The 21,154-nt window shown below is 68.5% G+C and carries 18 protein-coding genes; 6 read left to right on the forward strand and 12 right to left on the reverse strand.

The window, feature by feature from the left end; genetic code table 11:
- Positions 1-53: 53 nt before the first annotated feature.
- The gene (locus JI745_RS14495; RefSeq protein ID WP_236674999.1) at positions 54-683 is read left to right on the forward strand and encodes a sigma-70 family RNA polymerase sigma factor; all 630 of its coding nucleotides are present in this window, start codon (positions 54-56) and stop codon (positions 681-683) included.
- The gene (locus JI745_RS14500) at positions 680-1,765 is read left to right on the forward strand and encodes a hypothetical protein (protein WP_201808119.1); all 1,086 of its coding nucleotides are present in this window, start codon (positions 680-682) and stop codon (positions 1,763-1,765) included. Before JI745_RS14495 ends, JI745_RS14500 begins: the two co-directional genes overlap by 4 nt.
- A 6-nt stretch (positions 1,766-1,771) precedes the next feature.
- Here JI745_RS14500 and JI745_RS14505 read toward each other — a convergent pair whose 3' ends face one another.
- A complete protein-coding gene (locus tag JI745_RS14505) occupies positions 1,772-2,608 on the reverse strand; it encodes a dienelactone hydrolase family protein (protein ID WP_201808121.1) in 837 nt (278 codons plus the stop codon).
- A 702-nt stretch (positions 2,609-3,310) separates the two neighbouring features.
- On the opposite strand from JI745_RS14505, the gene JI745_RS14510 reads away from it, so the two are divergent.
- From JI745_RS14510 to JI745_RS14520, 3 genes are all read left to right on the forward strand, one after another.
- Complete coding sequence (locus tag JI745_RS14510) at positions 3,311-4,753, forward strand: hypothetical protein (protein ID WP_201808123.1); 1,443 nt, start codon at positions 3,311-3,313, stop codon at positions 4,751-4,753.
- Between the two features lie 159 nt (positions 4,754-4,912).
- Complete coding sequence (gene uvrA / locus JI745_RS14515) at positions 4,913-7,813, forward strand: excinuclease ABC subunit UvrA (RefSeq protein WP_201808131.1); 2,901 nt, start codon at positions 4,913-4,915, stop codon at positions 7,811-7,813.
- A gap of 180 nt (positions 7,814-7,993) precedes the next feature.
- Positions 7,994-10,810, forward strand: a complete 2,817-nt coding sequence (locus JI745_RS14520) for an ATP-binding protein (protein WP_201808140.1) — start codon at positions 7,994-7,996, stop codon at positions 10,808-10,810.
- A gap of 58 nt (positions 10,811-10,868) precedes the next feature.
- Here the strand turns inward: JI745_RS14520 and JI745_RS14525 are convergent, their stop codons facing one another.
- From JI745_RS14525 to JI745_RS26785, 9 genes are all read right to left on the reverse strand, one after another.
- Positions 10,869-11,303, reverse strand: a complete 435-nt coding sequence (locus JI745_RS14525) for an SWIB/MDM2 domain-containing protein (RefSeq protein WP_201808141.1) — start codon at positions 11,301-11,303, stop codon at positions 10,869-10,871.
- Between the two features lie 240 nt (positions 11,304-11,543).
- On the reverse strand, positions 11,544-12,071 hold the full coding sequence (locus JI745_RS14530; protein WP_201808143.1) for a cytochrome b/b6 domain-containing protein: 528 nt from the start codon (positions 12,069-12,071) through the stop codon (positions 11,544-11,546).
- Between the two features lie 30 nt (positions 12,072-12,101).
- Positions 12,102-12,383 carry a PepSY domain-containing protein gene (locus JI745_RS14535; protein WP_201808145.1) on the reverse strand — a complete coding sequence of 94 codons (282 nt, stop codon included), beginning with the start codon at positions 12,381-12,383 and terminating at the stop codon, positions 12,102-12,104.
- A gap of 38 nt (positions 12,384-12,421) precedes the next feature.
- Positions 12,422-13,114 carry a Fe2+-dependent dioxygenase gene (locus JI745_RS14540; RefSeq protein ID WP_201808147.1) on the reverse strand — a complete coding sequence of 231 codons (693 nt, stop codon included), beginning with the start codon at positions 13,112-13,114 and terminating at the stop codon, positions 12,422-12,424.
- Between the two features lie 56 nt (positions 13,115-13,170).
- Positions 13,171-15,531, reverse strand: a complete 2,361-nt coding sequence (locus tag JI745_RS14545; RefSeq protein WP_310738633.1) for a TonB-dependent receptor domain-containing protein — start codon at positions 15,529-15,531, stop codon at positions 13,171-13,173.
- 82 nt (positions 15,532-15,613) lie between these two features.
- Entirely contained in the window at positions 15,614-15,802 is a 189-nt protein-coding gene (gene hemP / locus JI745_RS14550; protein ID WP_201808148.1) for a hemin uptake protein HemP, read from the reverse strand.
- Positions 15,799-16,218: a biopolymer transporter ExbD gene (locus tag JI745_RS14555; RefSeq protein ID WP_201808150.1), complete on the reverse strand. Its 420-nt coding sequence runs from the start codon at positions 16,216-16,218 to the stop codon at positions 15,799-15,801. Before JI745_RS14555 ends, hemP begins: the two co-directional genes overlap by 4 nt.
- A gap of 10 nt (positions 16,219-16,228) precedes the next feature.
- A complete protein-coding gene (locus JI745_RS14560; RefSeq protein WP_201808153.1) occupies positions 16,229-16,969 on the reverse strand; it encodes a MotA/TolQ/ExbB proton channel family protein in 741 nt (246 codons plus the stop codon).
- A 2-nt stretch (positions 16,970-16,971) separates the two neighbouring features.
- Positions 16,972-17,706, reverse strand: a complete 735-nt coding sequence (locus JI745_RS26785) for an energy transducer TonB (protein WP_201808155.1) — start codon at positions 17,704-17,706, stop codon at positions 16,972-16,974.
- A 144-nt stretch (positions 17,707-17,850) separates the two neighbouring features.
- On the opposite strand from JI745_RS26785, the gene JI745_RS14570 reads away from it, so the two are divergent.
- On the forward strand, positions 17,851-18,210 hold the full coding sequence (locus tag JI745_RS14570) for a phage holin family protein (RefSeq protein ID WP_236675000.1): 360 nt from the start codon (positions 17,851-17,853) through the stop codon (positions 18,208-18,210).
- 52 nt (positions 18,211-18,262) lie between these two features.
- Here the strand turns inward: JI745_RS14570 and JI745_RS14575 are convergent, their stop codons facing one another.
- Together JI745_RS14575 and alaC are read right to left on the reverse strand one after the other, a co-directional pair.
- A complete protein-coding gene (locus JI745_RS14575; protein WP_201808163.1) occupies positions 18,263-19,774 on the reverse strand; it encodes a PHB depolymerase family esterase in 1,512 nt (503 codons plus the stop codon).
- 106 nt (positions 19,775-19,880) lie between these two features.
- Positions 19,881-21,107 (reverse strand): alanine transaminase, encoded by a 1,227-nt coding sequence (gene alaC, locus JI745_RS14580; RefSeq protein ID WP_201808165.1) that lies wholly within the window; start codon positions 21,105-21,107, stop codon positions 19,881-19,883.
- Between the last annotated feature and the right edge of the window lie 47 nt (positions 21,108-21,154).

Raw genomic sequence — 21,154 nt, forward strand, 5'->3', positions numbered from 1 at the left:
CCACCGGCACCCCTCGCCCGTATCACCGTCAGATGAGGCAGACTCCCACGCCGATGAGTGCGCTCGAACCGACCGACGACGAGCTGATGAACGCCTATGCGCGCGGCGACGCCGCGGCCTTCGAGCGCCTGTACGCACGCCACCAGGCCGGGCTGTACCGTTTCGTGCGGCGCCTGCTCGGCCCCGCGCTCGCGGCGCAGGCCGACGAGGTGTTCCAGGACACCTGGCTCAAGGTGGTCAACGCGCGCATGCAGTGGGCGCCGCAAGGCGCCACCTTCCGCACCTGGCTCTTCACGCTGGCGCACCACCGGGTGATCGACATCTGGCGACGCAGCGGCCGCGAGGTGTCGGTGACGACCGACGACGACACCCCCTGGGAGCCCGAGGGCGATGCCGCCTGGTCGCAGTGGCCACAGGCCAGGAGCCCGGCACCGCACAGCGAGGAGCTGGCGTTCTGGCGCCGCGCCGGCGAGCGGCTCTTGCGTTGCCTCGATGAACTGCCGCTGGCTCAGCGCAGTGCCTTCCTGCTGCACCACGACGACGAACTCCCGCTGGCCGAGGTCGCCCGCGCGCTCGAGGTCGGCTTCGAAACGGCGAAGACGCGCTTGCGTTACGCGATGAGCAAGCTGCGGGTCTGCATGGGCGCCTACCTCGCGCCATTGCAGCAAGGGGAAGCGCGATGAGCGGGCACGACGACATGCACGACACACCACGCGACCCGCATCTGCGCGAAGCGCTGCGCCATGCGCCCGACGCACAGCTGCAGGCGCCGCCCGCGCTCAGCGAGCTGATCCTGAAGGAAGCGCGTGCCAAGGCCCGCGACCCGCAGCCCGCCACGGCTACGTCCGCCCCCGGTTGGCCACAGCGCGTGTGGGACTGGCTCGCCCGCCCCGCCGTCGCCACCGGCTTCGCGGGCGTGATGGCCGCCGTGCTGGTCGGCCTGATGTGGTGGGACGAACCGATGGAGGACGCCATGCCGCGCAGCCCCGTGCCCGCGGCCGCGCCGCAGGCGGAAGGTGCCGCGGCACCGCAGGCACCTGCCGCCCCGGCCGTCGTCCCGGCTCGCCCGCCGGCCGACACCACGACCGCCGCGCCCAAGCCCGAGCCCGCGCGCAAGAAGGCCGCCGAAGCGCCGCGCACGGCGACACCGGGCACGGCTGCTCCTGCGCGCAGCGATGCGGCGCCCGCTTCGCCCCAGCAGGACACCGCGGCGCCAGCGCCCGTGCCTCCGCCAGCCCCCGCCCCTGCGACCGCCGCAGCGCCTCCGCCCGCATTCGCCGAGAAAGCCGAGGCGTTGGCCAAGGCCCGCTCCGAAGAACAAAAGCGCGAGCTCAGCGGCCCGGCTCCGGCCGAGGCCCAGGAACGCCGCGCCGCGGCCAGGCTGCAGCTCAATGAATCACGGCTGCAGCGCGAGTCGGAGGCCTACACGCGCGTGGCCAGCGTGCGCGCCGCCGTCGCCGCGGAACCTGCGCGCTGGGCGTGGCAGCGCGGCGGCACGGCCCAGCCGCTCACCGAGGCGCTCACCGCCTGGCTTGCGCAACTCGACGCCACCGCCGGCAACCGCTGGCAAGCGCGCCAGGCACGCGACGAGGCCGCACCGCTCGGCCGCGAGCTGGTGCTGTTGCGCGATGGCCAGGTGCAGCACCGCTTCCAGCTCACCGAGCAGGGCGTGCTGTGGGACCGCGGCCAGAGCGCCTGGCAGGTCGAACTGCAGGCCGACGCGCTCGCTGCGTTGCGCAGCGCCCTCGACAGCGCTGCGCCCTGAGCCGCGTCATGCCGCGAGGCGCGACGCGAAGAACGCGAGGATCTCGTCGCGTGCCGCGATCGTCGGCTGCCCCGCTTCGTCGATCAGGTGTGCCGTGACCACGCTGTGCGGCGTCGGCACGTAGCGCTTGAAGAAGGGCGGCGGCTCCGGGTGGGCCGCGCTGTCGGGCAGCACACGCGCGACGAAGCGCTGGCCGAGCGCCTGCTCGTAGGCGGCGAACCGCTGCGCCGTGCACACCTTGTCGCCGGCGAAGCGATAGGCCATCACCGTCAGGTCGTCGCGCACCAGGCGCTCGTTCACAGCGCGCAGGTCGTCGGGCGAGATCTCCAGCCCGGCGGGGTCGTTCAAGGGGAGCGAAGGCTGGCACAGCACCGGCGCAAGCACCGCCGGCTCCAGCATCATCGTGAGCGCGAAGTTGCCGGTGAAGCACATGCCGATCGCGCCCACACCCGGGCCACCACATTCCTGATGCGCAAGGCGCGCCAGGGACCTCAGCCACTGCGTCACGGGGCTCGACACGTTGGCCGCCAGCGCACGGAACTCGGCACTGACGCAGGCCCGCTGGAACACCGCCTTGCCCTCCTCGGCCAGCGGGACCGCGCCATCGCGGCCAAAGAGCGAGGGCATGTAGACGGTGAAGCCGGCGTCGCGCACCCAGCGCGCGAAGCGCGCCACGTGCGGGCTGATGCCGGGCATCTCGGTCATCACGATCACCGACGGCCCACAGCCGCTCACATGCACCACCTTCGTCGCACCGTCGAGCGTGATGGGGCGGCGGTCGAAGTCGTCAAGCGGGTCGTCTGCGTGCGTGTTGTCTCCATGCGTCTCGGGGGTGCCTGTCATGGCGGCTCCAGGGTAAAGAGGAGCCGCCATTGCACCGCCTTCGCCCGCACGCGGCCATTGCCGGCGCGAACAGATTCATTGCGCAAAACGACAACGAAGCGGCAAACACGCGACAAGGCCGTGGAGAGGCCTCGTGTTGTACGCCCCCCGCAAACGCTGGGGGGAATCCCCCCTCGCCCCTCGGTCGAGGGTGACTTTCTCTCCGTCGCCCGCGGCCGATCGGCAGGGTCTTGGTTATATTGCCGCCTGTCGCCGTGCACCCGCTCAAATAAGAGGGCATCAGCGAATGCTTCCGAAAGGAAGCAAGGGGGGAACAACTTCCGGACCTATGCCGAGTGAGGTGCAAGGCACCCACCCTGGCGATCCATGTTCGCCCCGCCGTGGCCGTCGCAGCCGGGGGGTGCGCCAAGACATCGTGTTCCGTGACCCCGCAGCATCGCGCTGCAGGTCATGGCCGTGTTCGAACGCATCGCCACCGGAGGCCTCTTGAATCACAACCGTACTCCCCACGCCGCGACGGGCCACGCCGTCAGTCGCGCGCTCCTCGTCGCCGTGGCCTTCTCGGCCGTGCTGGCCGCCTGCGGCGGCGGGGGAGGCGACGGCGGAGGCGGTGGCGGCACGCCGTACGTCCAACCACCTCCCCCGCCCCCGCCCCCGCCCCCGCCGCCCCCGCCGCCGCCTCCCCCGCAGGACCCGGGCAGCGTGAGCAGCCGAACCCTGTCGTCCGCCAGCGGCCAGCCCGTGGTCGGCGCCACCGTGACAGTGGGAGGCAACACGCAGAGCACCGGAACGGATGGTGCGTTCTCGTTCCTGAACGTGACGCAGACCGATCGCCTCGCGGTCACGCTCTCGGCGCCCGGCTACATCCCCAACGTGCGCTACACCGCATCGGTCAACAACATCGACACCGTCGTGCCCGTGCAGCTCACGCCGGTCGCCACCACGCAGAGCGTCGACGCTGCCGTCGGAGGCACCGTCATATCGAGCGCCACCGCCCAGGTGAACTTCCCTGCCAACGCGATCGTCACCAGCGGCGGAGCGGCTCCGTCCACGGCGGTTAGCGTGCAAGTCACGCCGATCAACGTGGCCCAGGACCCCACCCTGCTGACCGGCGACTATCGCGTGTCGGCCAACACTTGGCTCCAGGTGCATGGCGCAATGTCGGTGGTGATCACCGACGGGACCGGCGGCTCGTATGACATCGCCCCCGGTCAGAACGCCACCCTGCGCATTCCCGTTTCGACACGCTCGGCGAACCGTCCTCCGGTCGCCGGGTTGTTCCGGTTCGAGCCAACGACCGGCTTCTGGGTCAACGAGGGCACGGCCACCCTGACCGGTGTCGGGCCGAACCAGTACTACGCCGGCACTGTCACACGGAGCGGCACCTGGGTGGCCGGCACCCTGCCGGACACCGTGCAGGTAACCGGTTGCGTGGTGAACACCCTGGGCGAGCGTGTGAGCCGTGCTCGCGTCGAATCCGAAGGCGTGAACTACTCCGGCATGACCAGCACCCTCACCGACAGCAACGGCAACTTCTCCATTGCCATGCGAGCCGATGCCGAGTCCATCCTGTCCGCTCGCTGGGGCCGACGCATCTCGAACTACCTGGAAATCGAGACGGAAAAGTTGCCCCAAACCATTAGCGCAGGGTGCCTGGTTCTCGCCGACGCCATCAGCATCCGGCTGACCTGGGGGACCCACCCGCTGGATGTGGACTCGCACCTGATCACACCCCACGGCACGCACGTTTCGTACCTCAACCTGGGCTCGCTGCCAAGCCTGCCGTACGCGGCCCTCGACCACGACGACACCGACTCGAACGGGCCTGAGATCGTCAGCGTGCGCCAGGTCGTGCGCGGGGGGATCTACCGCTACTACGTCGCCAACTACTCTCGCACCTACACGCCTGCCATGACAGGCTCCCCGGTGCGGATCGAAATCACGGCAGGAGGCCATACGCGCATCTTCACGCCGCCCGCAGGTGAGGGCTTCAACGACTACTGGCATGCGTTCGACATCGCGGTCGATTCCGACTGCAACATCTCGGTCAACGCCACCAGTGCGCCCAACATCTGGGTTGCCACGCCTCCGGGTGCCCCGACCCAGACCCTCAGCGGACCTATCACCTACTGCCCGAACATCTGACATACCACGACGCTAGAAGGCCGGCGCGTCGCCGGCCCGAAGGGGCGGCCCTCGCGGGTGCGCCCCTTTTTTTTGGCCGACGGCCTCGGTCCCATGGCGACAGGTGTCAGCGGCGAGGGCATCGTGCCTCGCTATCATCTTCCGTTTCCCCGCCGCCCGATGCCCGCCCGCCGCCCCCCCACTTCGCCTGAAGCCTCGATCGAGGCCCCGATGCTGCGGGTGCGTGGCGCCCGCACCCACAACCTCAAGAACATCGACCTCGACATCCCGCGCAACCAGCTGGTGGTGATCACCGGGCTGTCGGGCTCGGGCAAGTCGAGCCTCGCGTTCGACACGCTTTATGCCGAAGGCCAGCGGCGCTACGTCGAGAGCCTCTCCGCGTATGCGCGGCAGTTCCTGCAGCTGATGGACAAGCCCGACGTCGACGTGATCGAAGGCCTGTCGCCGGCGATCAGCATCGAGCAGAAGGCGACGAGCCACAACCCGCGCTCGACGGTCGGCACCGTCACCGAGATCCACGACTACCTGCGCCTGCTCTACGCACGCGCCGGCACGCCCTTCTGCCCCAACCACAACCTGCCGCTGCAGGCGCAGAGCGTGAGCCAGATGGTCGACACCGCACTTGCGTTGCCCGAGGGCACCAAGCTGATGGTGCTGGCCCCGGTGGTGCGCGACCGCAAGGGCGAGTTCGCCGACGCGTTTGCCGACTGGCAGGCCCAGGGCTACGTGCGCTTCCGCATCGACGGCACGACCTACGACGCGACCGACGTGCCCAAGCTCAAGAAGGCCGAGAAGCACGACATCGACATCGTGGTCGACCGCGTGAAGGTGCAGGACGGCCTGCAACAGCGCCTGGCCGAAAGCTTCGAAGCCGCGCTGCGCAACGCCGAAGGCCGCGCGATCGCGCTCGAGATGGACAGCGGCAAGGAGCACCTCTTCTCCAACCGCTTCGCCTGCCCCGTCTGCAGCTACAGCCTGAGCGAACTGGAGCCGCGCCTCTTCTCGTTCAATTCGCCGGTGGGCGCCTGCCCGAGCTGCGACGGCCTGGGCCAGGTGACGGCGTTCGACGCGGAACGTGTGGTCGCCTTCCCGTCGCTCAGCCTCGCCAGCGGCGCGGTGAAAGGCTGGGACCGCCGCAACGGCTACACCTTCTCGCTGCTTGAGAGCGTGGCCAAGCACTACAAGTTCGACATCGACACGCCCTTCGAAGAGCTGCCGAAGAAGGCACGCGAGGTGCTGCTGTACGGCTCGGGCGAGGAAGAGATCAGCTTCACCTACGAGGCCGACGGCCCCAAGGGCAAGACGCGCAGCGTCAAGCGCAAGCACCCCTTCGAAGGGATCATCCCGACGCTGGAGCGGCGCTACAAGGAGACCGACTCCGCCGCGGTGCGCGAGGACCTCGCGCGCTACCAGGCGGCCAAGCCCTGCCCCGCCTGCGAAGGCACGCGCCTGCGCACCGAGGCGCGCCATGTGTTCCTGCAAGGTGAAGGCGATGCCCAGGGGGAGCCGATCTACCGCATCGAGCACCAGACGCTGCGCGAATGCCTCGCCTACTTCGAGCAGCTGAAGCTGAAGGGCGCGAAAGCCGAGATCGCCGACAAGGTGATCCGCGAGATCCGCTCGCGCCTCAAGTTCCTCAACGACGTCGGCCTCAACTACCTGAGCCTGGACCGCAGCGCCGACACGCTCTCGGGCGGCGAAGCGCAGCGCATCCGCCTCGCCTCGCAGATCGGCTCGGGCCTGACCGGCGTGATGTACGTGCTCGACGAACCGAGCATCGGCCTGCACCAGCGCGACAACGACCGCCTCATCGGCACCCTGCGCCACCTGCGCGACATCGGCAACTCGGTGCTCGTCGTCGAGCATGACGAAGACGCGATCCGCGCCGCCGACTACGTGGTCGACATGGGCCCCGGCGCCGGCGTGCACGGCGGCCAGGTCATTGCGCAGGGCACGCCGGCCGACGTGGCCGCGAGCGCCGAGTCGCTCACCGGCCGCTACCTCGCCGGCGTGCTGAAGATTCCGGTGCCGAAGAAACGCCGCCGCATCGAGGACATGGCGGAACCCCAGGTGCTGCGCATCGTCAACGCGCGCGGCAACAACCTGAAGGGCGTCACCGCCGAGATCCCGGTCGGCCTGCTGACCTGCGTGACGGGCGTGTCGGGCTCGGGCAAGTCGACGCTCGTCAACGACACCTTGTACGCCGCTGTGGCGCGCAACCTGTACAACAGCCACGCCGAGCCGGAGCCGCATGACGCCATCGAAGGGCTGGACCTCTTCGACAAGGTAATCAGCGTCGACCAGAGCCCGATCGGGCGAACACCGCGCAGCAACCCGGCCACCTACACCGGGCTCTTCACGCCCATCCGCGAGCTCTTTGCCGAAGTGCCCACCGCCCGCGAGCGTGGCTATGGTCCGGGGCGCTTCAGCTTCAACGTGGCCGGCGGCCGCTGCGAGGCCTGCCAGGGCGACGGCGTGCTGAAGGTGGAGATGCACTTCCTGCCCGACGTCTACGTGCCGTGCGACGTGTGCCAGGGCGCGCGCTACAACCGCGAGACGCTCGAAGTCCTCTACAAGGGCAAGAACATCACCGAGGTGCTCAACCTCACCGTCGAAGACGCGCACGCGTACTTCAACGCCGTGCCGAACATCGCACGCAAGCTGCAGACGCTGCTCGACGTGGGCCTGGGCTACATCCGCCTCGGCCAGAGCGCGACCACGCTCTCGGGTGGCGAAGCGCAGCGCGTGAAGCTCGCGCTCGAGCTCAGCAAGCGCGACACCGGCCGCACGCTCTACATCCTCGACGAACCCACCACCGGCCTGCACTTCGCCGACATCGACCTGCTGCTCAAGGTGCTGCACCAGCTGCGCGACGCGGGCAACACCATCGTGGTGATCGAGCACAACCTGGACGTGATCAAGACAGCTGACTGGTTGATCGACATGGGCCCCGAGGGCGGTGCCGGAGGCGGCACGGTGGTCGCGGCCGGCACGCCGGAAGACGTGGCGGCCAACCCGGCGAGCCACACCGGGCACTACCTGAAGCCGCTGTTGCGCTGATCTGAGCGCGCGTGGGCGCGACTTTTCTCACGACGTCGACACACGACACGGTGCACCGCAGCAATGCGGCATCGGGCTTGCATGCGGGAGTTCCACCCTTGGCAAGCGGCAGACGCTTGCACTACATTGCCGCAGCCCCGCCCCACCCCCTGTCGCGCAAAGCGCCACGACGACACCCCCATGCCGCCTGCGCCCCTGCCCGCTGACGAATCACACCGGCTGGCCAGGCTCCACGCGACGGGCATCCTCGACACTGCGCCCGAAGAAAGCTTCAACGCTCTCGCGCAGTGCGCCGCCGAGCTCTGCGGCACGCCGATCGCCGCGATCACCCTGCTCGACGCACAACGCGAATGGATCAAGGCCGTGCACGGCTGGGACGACCTGCCGGTGCGCGAGATTCCGCGCGCCATCTCCTTCTGCAACCACACGCTGGTGAGCGAGGGCGTGTTCGAGGTGCACGACGCGGCGCACGATGTCCGGTTTGCACACAACCCCTTCGTCACCGGCGTGCCGCACATCCGCGGTTATGCGGGCGCGCCGCTGGTGCTCGATGGCGAGGTGCTGGGCGCGCTGTGCGTGATCGATTCGCGCCCCCGCACCTTGAGCGATGCGCAGCGCGCAAGCCTGGTGCAACTGGCCCGTGCCGCGAGCGCGCTGCTCGCCGCACCGCGCAACACCCCCCCGGCCGACGACGAGCGGCTGCGCCTCCTCGACTTCGCCCGGGCCTCGGGCGACTGGATGTGGGAAACCGATGCCTCGCTGCGCTACACCTGGGTGTCGTCGACCTTCGAGGCCGTGACCGGCCTCTCCCCGGCATCGGTGCGCGGCCAGCTGCTCGAGGACACGCCCTTGCTCGATGGCCTGGGCCACCCGCTCGGGAGCGACCGCCGCCTGCACACGCTGCTTCAGCGGCGCCAGCCCATCACGCGCGTCATCACCGACAAGCCCACGCCGCGCGGCGTGCTGCAGGTGTCGCGCAGTGCGGTGCCGGTGTTCGACGCGAACGGCGAGTTCGCCGGCTACCGCGGCACGGCACGCGACGTGTCGGCGCACATCGCGGCCGAGCGGCGCACACACGCGCAAGGCGAGCTGCTGCGCAAGCTGTCGTCCCAGGTGCCGGGCGTGATCTTCCAGCTGTGGATGCAGCGCGACGGCACGCCCTTCTACACCTACGCGAGCGACGCCACGCGCGAGCTCTTCGGCGCCGAGCCGCCCCGCAACGGCGACGGCGGAGACTTCGACGTGGTGTGCCGCATGCTGCACCCGGACGATGCGCTCGAGTTCGTGCCGAGCCTGCTCGCCGCATCGCGTGCGCTGCGGCCCTGGCACCGCGAGTTCCGCATCATCCGAGGCGGCACGGTGCGATGGATCGAGGTGCGGGCGGTGCCCGAGCGCCATGCCGAGGGCGGCACGCTGTGGCACGGCTTCTGTTCCGACGTGACCGCGCGCAAGGAGACCGAGCTCGCCCTGCGCAGCAGCGAGGAGCGGTGGGGCCTGGCGGCCGAGGCGGCCGGCATCGGCATCGCCGAGTTCGACCTCGACAGTGGCCGCATGAGCTTCGACGCACGCGCCTGCGCCAACCACGGCCTCAGGTTCCCGCAGGCCGACTACCGGCTCAACGACTGGCTGGCCGCCATCCACCCGAGCGACCGCTACGCGGTGCAGGCGCGGCTGGAGCATGCGCTCGCGACCGGCGGCATGCTGGAAGCGCGCTACCGCCAGCAACGGCCCGACGGCAGCGAGGCGATGCTCGAGATCTTCGCCCGCTGCACGCTCGGCGAGGCGCAGCGACCGATCGGCATGGTCGGCACCTGCCGCGACGTGACGCAGCAGGCCGCCCACGAACAGCTGCGCCACGACAAGGAAGCCGCCGAGCGCGCCAGCCGCGCCAAGAGCGAATTCCTCTCGCGCGTGAGCCACGAATTGCGCACACCGCTCAACGGCATCCTGGGTTTCGCCCAGCTGATGGCCATCGACCGTGTGCACCCCCTCGAACCCGACCAGGCCCGCCGGCTCGACAGTGTGATGCGCGCCGGCCGGCACCTGCTCGAACTCATCAACGACATGCTCAATCTCGCGCGCATCGAGCAGGAAGACTTCTCGCTCGAGCGAACGCCGGTCAACCTGGCCGCCACGCTGCAGACCTGCTTCACGCTCATCCAGCCGGTGGCCGACAGCGCCGGCGTGCGCCTCGCGGCGCCCCCGCGCCGCGCCCACTGGGCACTGGCCGATGCACGCGCGGTGGAACAGGTGCTGCTCAACCTGCTGTCCAACGCCATCAAGTACAACCGGCCCGCCGGCACGGTGAAGGTCACGCTCTCGCGCGGCGACGAGCACATGTTCGTCGCCGTCACCGACGAAGGCGAGGGCCTCTCCGAGCAGCAGCAGGCGCGCCTCTTCCAGCCCTTCAACCGCCTGGGCGCGGAGCAGAGGCGAGTCGAAGGCACCGGCCTCGGCCTCGTGATCGCGCGGCAGCTGGCGGCATCGATGGGGGGCGAATTGAAGGTGGCGAGCCGCCCCGGCAAGGGCTCGACCTTCACGCTGAGCCTGCCCGCCGGCACCGCGCCCACCGGCACCCGCCACCGCAACGATCCGCGCGACCCGCTGCCGCCCGAGCCCACCTCGGCGCACCGCCAGGTGCTCTATGTGGAAGACGAGCCGCTCAACGTGCTGCTGATGCAGGAGGTGTTCAAGTCACGGCCCCAGTGGGACCTGCACATCGCCACAGACGGCCAGGGCGGCCTCGCGGCGGCCCGCGCTCAGCACCACGATCTGCTGCTGATCGACATGAACCTGCCCGACATGAACGGGCTGGAGCTGATCCGCGCGCTGCGCGCCGACCCGCGCACCTCGGGCCTGCAGTGCATCGCGCTCTCGGCCGACGCGATGCAGGCGCAGATCGACGCGGCACTCGCCGCCGGCTTCGACGGCTACTGGACGAAGCCGATCAACGTGGCGTCCATGCTGGAAGGCCTGGGCCAAGCCCTCGAAAAGTAGGCGCCAGAATGAAAAAAGCCGGTGCACTGCACCGGCTTGTTCTCAGCGCGAGGCCGATTTACTTGAGGTGACCGTTGATCAGCTTGGTCATCTCGAACATCGACACTTGGCCCTTCTTGAAGATTTCCTTCAGCTTGGCGTCAGCGTTGATCATCGTGCGCTTGGCTGCGTCTTGCAGCTTGTTCGCCTTGATGTAGTCCCACACCTTCTTCGTGACCTCGGTGCGCGGAACCGGCTTGTCGCCAATGATGGCGGCCAGTGCTGCGCTCGGGGTCATCGCCTTCATGAAGGCGGCGTTGGGGGTGCGCTTCTTCGCCGGAGCCTTGGCGGCCTTCTTGGCGGGAGCAGCCTTCTTAGCGGCTGCCTTCTTCGCCGGAGCGGCCTTCTTGGCCGGTGCCGCCTTCTTCGCCGGGGCGGCCTTCTTCGCTGCCGCCTTCTTGGCCGGAGCGGCCTTTTTTGCTGCGGGTTTCGCAGCCTTCTTCGCAGTTGCCATTTCGAATTTCTCCATCAAATGAGTTGTTGATGTGCCCGTGTTGGGTGAGTGCCGCATGAGCTACTCGGTTCTCCATGGTCCACGTGCGGAGCGAATACTACTGCGAGAGTGCTGCATTGAGAAGCAGTTTTCATAGGTAAAACGCGCGCAAACGCGCTTCGCAGCGTGCTTTTGTCGTCGCTGCGCGTCACTTGTGTGCCTCGAGTGCGCCTCGAGGAGAGTCGAAGAGCGCTCCTGCGATCAGCTCACGTCGCCCTCGCGCGGCTCGCGTTTTCGCCCGTGGAGCATCGATGCGACGAGGTTTTCGCGGTGCTGCAAGCTCATCGTGAGCACGCCGCCGACGTGCAGCGCGACGAGGCCGACGAGCGTCCATGCCAGCGTGGTGTGCAGCGCGAACATGGTCTCGTCGCCCCAGTAGCGGTCGGTCGTGCAGAGCCAGCCGGTGAGGCCGGTGAGCGCCACGCAGCCGAGCAGCAGCAGCACCATCCAGCCGCCGAGCGGGTTGTGCCCGACGTGCCGCGCGGCGCGGCCGCGCAGCAGCGCCGCGAGGTAGCCGCCGGTCTCGCGCGGGCCGTGCACGAACTCCCCGAAGCGCGCGTAGGCACCGCCCACCGCACCCCACACGAGCCGCAGCAGCACCACCGTGAGCGGGGCGTAGCCGACGCCGTCGTGCCAATGCGTCCACCGCTCGCTGGTGAGCCAGGCCCCCGCCACACCGGCGATCAGCGCCAGGTGCAGGGCACGGACGGGGAGGTCCCAGACCTTCATCGAGGAACGTTCGGCGAGCGGCTCAGCGCGTCACTTGGCGGCGGCCTGGCCGGCCGGCAGCACCGGCTCGAAGGTCTTGGGGTCGAAGAAGGCCTCGGCCTTCTGGCCCTTCGGGTCGAAGCCGTAGACCTCGTAGCAGCCGTTCTCGACCTTGACCTTGCGCACCTTCCAGCCCTCGTTGACGAGCTTGGACTGCAGCTCCATCTGGCCGCGCCATTCGGCCTTGGGGGTGGTGCACTTCACGTCGCCGTGGGCCCGGGCGGCGCCGGTGGCGATGAGGGCGAGGGTGGCGATGAGGAGGTGGCGCTTCATGGCGGTCCTTTCGGGTCGATGAGGGAGAGAGCTACGGCTCAGGCGTCGGCCCAGGCGCGCAGGAGGTTGTGGTACGTGCCGGTGAGGCCGATCACGGCGGGGTCGTCTTCGCCGTGGCGCGAGCGCAGGCTCATCAGGTGCTGGTCCATGTCGAACAGCAGGCGGCGCTGCTCGTCACTGCGCACCATGCTCTCGATCCAGAAGAAGCTGCCGATGCGGTGGCCGCGGGTCACCGGCTCGACGCGGTGCACGCTGGTGCCGGGGTAGAGCACCATGTCGCCGGCCGGCAGCTTCACGCGCTTGCTGCCGTAGGTGTCTTCGATCACCAGCTCGCCGCCGTCGTACCCGTCGGGGTCGGCGAAGAAGAGGGTGCAGCTGATGTCGGTGCGCACGCGTTCGCCCGACGGCGAGCCCGGCACGTAGCGGATGGCGTTGTCGACGTGGTTGCCGAAGGCGTTGGCCGCGCCGCCATAGCGGTTGAAGAGCGGCGGGAAGACCTTCTTCGGCAGCGCCGCCGAGAAGAAGATCGCGTGGCGGTTGAGGCCGCGCAGCACGATCTCCTGCAGCGCGCGGGCTTCGGCGCAGTCCTGCGGCAGCTGCTCGTTGTTCTTGGCGAGGGCCGATTGCACCCCAGCGGTCACCCGGCCATCACCCCAGGGTGCGCGCGCGAGGATCTCACGGGCAGTGCGGACTTCGTCGGGATTCAGGACCTGCTGGATGTGGTGGAGCATGGCGATGGCTTTGCTGGTGTGGGAGGAGCACCGGCCCCGAAGGGCCGGTGGGAGGGTCAGAACTTCAGCGTCATGTTGACTTGCACGGTACGCGGCTTGCCTGGGATGTAGTGGCCGCGGTAGACCATGTCCGCATAGTGCTCGTCGGTCACGTTGGTGATGTTGAGCTTGAAGGTTGCGACGTCAGTAGCCTCGAACTCGGCCATCAAGTCGCCGGTGATGTAGCGCGGGGCGACAACGCTCGAGGTGGCGGCACGGCCGACCGGAATCACGCCGCTGCGAGCGTTCAAGCCGCCGCCGATGCGCCACTTGGGCAGCACCTTGTACGTGCTCCAGATGGTGCCGCTGTGGCGTGGCGTCAGGCCGGGGCGGGAGCCCACGAGTTCAGTGCCTGCGGCGCCGGAGGAACTGTCCACTTTGGCGTTCGGGATGAAGGCGTACGAACCGAAGACTTCCCACTCGGGCGTGATGCGGCCGATGATGTCGAACTCCGCACCGACCGCGTGGCGTTCGCCCGACAGCACGTAGTTGCAGGCATTGACCGACTCGGCGTCGCGGTTCCGCTCGTTGTATTTCGTGGCATGGAAGATCGCGAACCGGGTGCTCAGGTCACCCCGGGCGTTGTCGATCTTGGCGCCGAGCTCGATGTTGCGGCTCGATTCCGGCGGTGTGTTCACCGTACCCGGATCGAACTGGTAGGTGTCGCCCGAGGTGTTGAACGAGGTACCGTATGAGAAGTGATAGGACTGCGTTGCGGTCGGCTGGTACATCACGCCAAAACGCTTGCTCCACAGGGTGTCGCTGCGCTGGCTGTAGCTGTTCGGCGGGGTGTAGCAAGGGTTCGGCACCGGAGGGTTGCCCGTGGTGGGCTGCCCTTGCGCCGCGATGGCGTGGAATCGGCCGTCGAGCTTATCGAGGCGCAGGCCCGCGAGCACCTTCCATTTCGATGCCACCTGGATCATGTCCTGCACGTAGACGCCCGCTGCCTTCATGTCGAACTCGCGATTGAGGCTCACGGTTCTTGCGTCCTCGTTGACGAACGCGCCGTCGTTCGGGGTGCCCACGGTGGTCGTCGGCTTCGCGAGGGCGGCAGGATTGGTGGCGCTGAAGGACTCGAACTGCTCGTGGGCGAAATCCCCACCTGCCTGCACGCTGTGGTCGAGCCCGCCCCACTTGAACTTGCCCGAGTAGTCGCTCTGCAAGTACTCGGTGTCCATGTTCATGATCTTGGCCTGGAAGCCACGGTTGAGCACGGTGCTGTCGCTGATGGTGTCGGTGGTGACGGCCTGCGCACAGCCCGCCGGCAAGACGCCCAGGTTGTTCGGCACGCAACGGAATCGAACCGTGCTGGCCCGCTGGTCACGCTCGTAGCGAGCCAGGCGAAGCGCCGTGCGCCACTCGCTGGTCTCGCTGAACTTGTGCGTGTGCACCAAGTTGCCTTGCGTCGTGCCGCCGCGCAGGTAATCGCTCGCAAGGCCGTAGTAGTTGCTGGGGTCGTTCTTCCACATGAAGTCGCCACCGCCACTCGCGCTCTGCGGCACCCACGGCAAGCCGTAGTGAATGCCGGTGTTGTTCTCCAGGTGGTACAGGCCCACCGACACCTCGTCGGGCGTGCCGATGCCGTACCTGATGGTCGGCGCGATGCCCTTGTTGTCGATCTTGTTGCCGTAGTTGTCGGCCTGCGTGAGCATCGTGTTGATGCGCACGGCGGTGGTCTCGCCGGTGCGCTGGTTCAGGTCGAGCGTGGAGCGCAGGTAGTTGCCGGTGCCGAAGGTGGTGCTGACCTGGTAGTCGTTGGACAGCTGTGGCTGCTTGGTCACCTGGTTGACCGCGCCGCCGGTGGAGCCGCGGCCGAAGAGCATCGAGGCCGAGCCGCGCAGCAGCTCGAGGCGGTCCCAGTTGAAGGAGTCGCGCTCGTAGAAGGCGGGGTCGCGCATGCCGTCGATGAAGATGTCGCCGGTGGACTGAAGCGAGAAGCCGCGCAGGCGGATGTCCTCTTCGCCACCCTCGGCCGCCTGGAAGGTAATGCCTGCGGTCTGCTTCAGCGCTTCCTTCATCGTGTCGATGTTCCGGTCATCGATCAGTTTTTCCGTCACCACCGTCACCGACTGCGGCACGTCACGCAGGTCCTGCTTGCCCTTGCCGATGCGCGTGGTGGTGGCCTGGTAGGTCTGCTTGCCCGTGGGTTCGGCCGCTGTCGCCTTCACCCGGATCTGGGGCAGCGAGCCGCCGCTGTCGATCACCGCAGGTGCTGCAGCCGAAGCGGCAGGGGCCGCGGGGCTGGCCGCCTGTTGCGCCATTGCAGGCGACAAGACGAGGCCGAAGCCGGCGGCGAGCGCTCCCAGCGGCAGCAAGGCGGCGGGACGGGAAGGGACCGCAGCAGCAGCGTGGCGGCGCGGAGGCGTCTTGAGGGGCACAGTGTTCTCCAGGTGGTCTGTGAGGCACTGGCTGGCGTACGACCCCGGCTGGCTGGTGCGGTTGTTCGATTCTTGGAAAGGTCTACTTCGTGAGGATGAGCTTGCCGAGTGAGGTCTCGCGCAAGCGGTAGACGGCGCCGTGGTGCTCGATCAGCACCTCCTTGGCGTCGCCCAGCAGTTGCCGGCTCGAAATGCGCTGCTCGGTTACCGCAGGCTGCGGCGCGCGGACGGGCGCCCTGTCGACCGGGTTGGGCGGCGGCATGACGTTCATGGCGATTCGGGCTCGCTGATGAAACCGACCTTGGTCAGGCCGGCCTTGGATGCGTCGGCCAGGGTCTGGGCGACGGAGCGATAGGGCACGTTCTGGTCCGCCTTGAGGTGCACCTCGGGCTGCGGGTTCTTCTGGCTCTCGACGCCGAAGCGGCGGGCGGCCTCGCCGCGCTCCACCGGCTCGCCGTTCCAGAAGAGGCCGCCGTTGGCATCGATGGCGAACTCGATCTTCTCGACCTGCGTGATGTTGGGCTGCGAGCTGGCCTTGGGCAGCTCGAGCTTGACGGCCTGCGTGAGCAGCGGCGCGGTGACGATGAAGATGACGAGCAGCACCAGCATGACGTCGATCAACGGCACCATGTTGATCTCGGCCATGGGGGCGCCCGCGCTGCGGTTGTCGAAGCTTGCGAAAGCCATCGTGTGCTCCTCAGGCGGCGCGCGTCTGCGGGACGCCGTGGCGCAGCGGCACGACTTCGCCGGACAGCGGCTGGCCCATCGACACGAAGGTGTGCAGCTCGTAGGCGAAGGCATCGAGCTTGGAGAGGATCACGCGGTTGGAACGCGTGAGCCAGTTGTAGCCCATCACCGCCGGGATCGCGACCGCGAGGCCGAGGCCCGTCATGATCAGCGCCTCGCCCACCGGGCCGGCCACCTTGTCGAGCGTGCCGGCGCCGCTCATGCCGATGGCGACGAGCGCGTGGTACACGCCCCACACGGTGCCGAAGAGGCCGACGAAGGGAGCGGTCGCGCCGACGGTGGCGAGCATGGCCAGGCCGTTCTCCAGGCGCGTGGTCTCTTCGTCGAGCACCTTCTTGATGGTGCGGGTGACGAAATCACCGGCGCTGCCCGCTTCTTCCAGCTTGGCCGCGCCGTACTTGGCGTGGTGGGCGCGGGCGCTCATCGCGTGGCTGGTCAGGTGCGAGAAGGGATCGTTGGCGCCGTGGGTCACGATCTCGGAGGCCACTGCGTCGAGCGAGGTCGCATTCCAGAAGAAGGACAGGAAGGCCTCGCTGCGCCTCTTGCGCGCGAGCAGCGTGACGCCCTTGATGGCGATGATGGCCCACGAGACCACCGACATGAGCACCAGGATCGCCAGCAGTGTCTTGCCGACGACGTCGCTCTGGGAGATGAAGTGGGCGAAGCCCAAGGAGGTGTCTGCTGGGTTCATGGTCAACGATCAGGTGGGTCGAATGCGATGGAGACGGGCGCCGAGGCGATGACGGGCACGCCATTGACGGTGTGGGGCTTGAATTGAGCCCGGCGCAGGGCGGCGACGGCCGCCTCGTCCAGGAGCGGGAAACCGGAAGACCTCGTCACGGTGACCTGCATTGGCCGACCCCGGGTGTCGACCTCGACCCGCATCTGCACCACGCCGGTTTCGCCGTTGCGCTCGGACAGGCGCGGATACACCGGCTTGGGCTGCACGATGTAGCGGATCTCGGAAGCCGCCATCTCCGGCGGCGGGGGCGGTGGCGCAGGCGGCGCTGGAGGCGCAGGCGGGGCCGGGGGCGCTTCGACCACCACGGGCGCGGGTGGGGCCGGCACCTCAGGTGCGGGCGGGGCTTCGAAGGTGGCCGGGGTGGGCGACGGCGCGGCCGCGATCACGCGGGGCTCGGGCGCCTTGACGACCGGCTTCACGTCGGGCGGCGGCGGGGGTGGCGGCGCCGGAGGCGCAGGCGGCGCGAGCAGGTTCACGAAGATCGGCGCCGCGTCGACCACCGTGGCACGCACGGCCGGCACCTGCAGGAAGCCCCAGATGCCGCCCACGTGGGCGACCGCGATGGCGGCGACCACCGCGCGGTACTGCATCGGGCTCAGCCCATCTCGACGCTGCAGCGGCAGGCGCAAGGCCGCCATCGCAAGCGGATCGGGCACGGCTTCTTGGGCGATGGAGAGCGACGACATGGAGCGCGACAGCGAAAAACGGCTGCCGGGGCAGCGGAGCGCGCAACTGTATCACTAATGAGAACGATTCGTATTTGTGATTGATCAGAGTGGGGTTGTCCCGACTCCGCCTGAAGCGGGGGGCAGCGGCTATGCTGCGCCACCATGATCAAGATCGTCGTCCGCTGGCTCCTGCTCGCCGCCGCCTTGCTGCTGGTCGCCCACGTCTACACGGGCGTGACCGTCACCAACTTCACCTCGGCCATGGTCGCGGCCCTCGTGCTCGGCCTGCTCAACGCGCTGCTGCGTCCGCTGCTGGTGCTGCTGACGCTGCCGGTGACGGTGATCACGCTCGGGCTCTTCCTCTTCGTGATCAATGCGCTGATGTTCTATTTCGCGGCCGAGCTGCTCTCGGGCATGTCGGTGGCGAGCTTCGGCGCGGCGCTCATCGGGTCGCTGATCTACAGCCTGTGCGGCATGGTGATCGACGCCGCGCTCGAGCGCATCTTCGCGCCGCGAGGCTGACTCACATCAGGCCGGCCACGCAGGGCGGCCGGCCTGAACACCGCTGCACTCGTCAGTTGGTGCAACCCGCTGGCCGGTTCTTGTACCAGCCGCCGCTCGCTTGATAGAGCTTGACCTGCGTCCAGGTGTCGAAGGTGCCGCCGATGTCGACCTTGTCACCGGTGGTGATGGCCCGCAGCAACGACACCCCGCCGCGCGTGGCGCGCCCTGCGTTCACGTGCGCGACCGGCGAGGCGGTGCTCGTGGGGCAGGTGGTCGGCGGGGGCGTCGTCGGGTTGACGACCACGGTGCGCGTGGCGGTCGTGGTGTTGCCGGCGCGGTCGGTCGCGCGGTAGGTGCAGCCGTAGGTGCCAGCCTGCGCCGTGTTGACGCTGCAGCTGGCGGTCACGGCCACGTTGCCGTCTTCAGGGTCGGTGGCGGTGGCGCCGGGGTCGGTGAAGACCTGGCCCACGGTGAGCGTCATGGGGTTGGCACCGTTCAGCGTGATGACCGGCGCGCCGGTGGGCGGCGGCGGGTTGTCGCCGCGCGGGTGGCGCGAGAAGAAGTTCCAGGTGATGTCGGGCAGGCTCGGGCCGGTCTTGACCGCCCACTTGCCTTCGTTGCCGTTGACGCCGCCGATCCAGTAGTGCGCATGGTCGGTGTCGGCGGTGTTGGCGGTGGCCGTCGGCCCGCTGTAGAAGACCGTCTCCACGACCGAGCGGCTGGCGGCGCTGGCATCGACCGTGTAGTAGACCTGCTCGCATCCGTAGGCATTGCCGTTCACCGGGCTGCAACCGCTGCTGCGCGCACGTGCGGTGGCGGGGGTGTCGTAGCCGGCCGGGCCGAACGCCTTGAGGTGCGCATCGCGCAGGTTGATCGCGTTCTGCCTGAGCACCGTGCAGTCGTTGTTGTTCTGCACCACCATCAGCGGCACGCGGTAGGGGTTGTTCTTGGCCGCGTTCACGTCCGACACGATCTGGCTCACCGAGTGGTAGGTCGGGAAGCCGTTGCCGCAGCCGGCGAAGTTGACCGCCGCCGCCCCTTCGGCATACGGCAGGCCCTCGACGCTCGCGCCTGCGGACCAGTATTCGTTGTGCGCCACGAGGGCAGCCACCACCATGGCACCGCCCGACGACAGGCCGGTGATGTAGCGGCGGTTGGGGTCGATCGCGTAGCGGCCCTCGACCTCGATCGCAAGGCTGCGCAGGTCTTCGACCTCACCCGCGCCTTCGCGGATCTCCGCGCTGAACCAGAAGCCCCAGCAGTTGGTGTTGCGCAGGCCGGTGTAGCTCGTGATGAAGGGCGCGACCAGGATGAACCGGTACTGGTCGGCCGCGGCCTTGAGCCCCCAGTCGTTGAGCACGTCGTCGTTCGTCTGCTGGCAACCATGCAGCGCCATGACCATCGGGGCGGGGCCGCTGAGCCCGCTGGGCACGTAGACCTTGTACTGGCGGTCGCGCGAGCCGCTGTAGCTCTTGGCCTTGAAGGTGAAGGCGCTGGTCGTGCCGGCAAAGACCGACAGGCTCAGCAGCGAGAGAAGCAGGGCGCACAGCCAGCGCCAGGGCAGGGTCAGTCGAAAACTCATTGCGTTGTCTCCTTGATGGACAGTGCGCCTGCATGGGGCGCACCGGTGTGGAGACTCAGCGTAAGCGGCGCCCACCGCCGAAAACAGGGGGCAGGCTCCTAAGCATTCATACCCTGTTGATGCGTACAGAAGGCACATCGGCAGTGCCGTCTTTCAGCATGGCCTTGATGCCGCGGATGGCCTGGCGGATGCGCGACTCGTTTTCAATCAAGGCGAAGCGCACGTGGTCGTCGCCGTGGTCGCCGAAGCCGATGCCGGGCGACACGCTGACCTTGGCCTTCTCGAGCAGCAGCTTGGCGAACTCGAGCGAGCCGAGTGCGCGGTAGCGCTCGGGGATCATCGCCCAGATGTACATCGAGGCCTTGGGGCATTCCACGTCCCACCCGGCTTCGCGCAGGCCTTTTACCAGCACGTCGCGCCGCTTCTGGTACTGCAGCGCGATGTCCTTCACGCATTGCTGGTCGCCTTCGAGCGCTGCGATGGCGGCCACCTGCAAGGGCGTGAAGGTTCCGTAGTCGTGGTAGCTCTTGATGCGCGCGAGCGCGGCCACCAGCTCGCGGTTGCCCACCATGAAGCCGACCCGCCAGCCGGCCATGTTGTAGCTCTTGCTCAAGGTGAAGAACTCGACCGCGATGTCCTTCGCACCCGACACCTGCATGATCGACGGCGCCTTCCAGCCGTCGAACACGATGTCGGCGTACGCGAGGTCGTGCACGACGAAGATGTCGTGCTTCTTCGCGAGCGCGATCACGCGCTCGAAGAAGTCGAGCTCGACGCACTGGGCCGTCGGGTTGGACGGGAAGCCCAGCACCATCATCTTGGGCTTGGGGTAGCTGCCGCGGATGGCGCGCTCCAGCTCGGCGAAGAAATCGACGCCGGGCACCAGCGGCACCGAGCGGATGTCGGCGCCGGCGATCACCGCGCCGTAGATGTGGATCGGGTAGCTCGGGTCGGGCACGAGCACGGTGTCGCCGCGGTCGAGCGTGGCGAGCATCAGGTGGGCCAGGCCTTCCTTCGAGCCGATGGTGACGATGGCCTCGTGGTCGGCATCGATCTCCACGCCGTAGCGGTCGCGGTACCAGTGCGAGATCGCACGGCGCAGGCGCGGGATGCCCTTGCTGGCCGAGTAGCCGTGGGTGTCGGGCCGCTGCGCGACCTCGGCGAGCTTGGCGACGATGTGCGGCGGCGTGGCCCCGTCGGGGTTGCCCATGCTCATGTCGATGATGTCTTCGCCGCGCCGGCGTGCCGCGAGCTTGAGCTCGGCCGTGATGTTGAAGACGTAGGGGGGAAGGCGATCGATGCGCGCGAAGCGGCGCTTGCCTGATGCAGACATGGTGTGACTTTCACGTGAGCGCCCGGAACCGTCCGAGCGACGTGCCC

The organism is Piscinibacter sp. HJYY11 (assembly GCF_016735515.1).
Lineage (GTDB): Bacteria > Pseudomonadota > Gammaproteobacteria > Burkholderiales > Burkholderiaceae_C > Rhizobacter.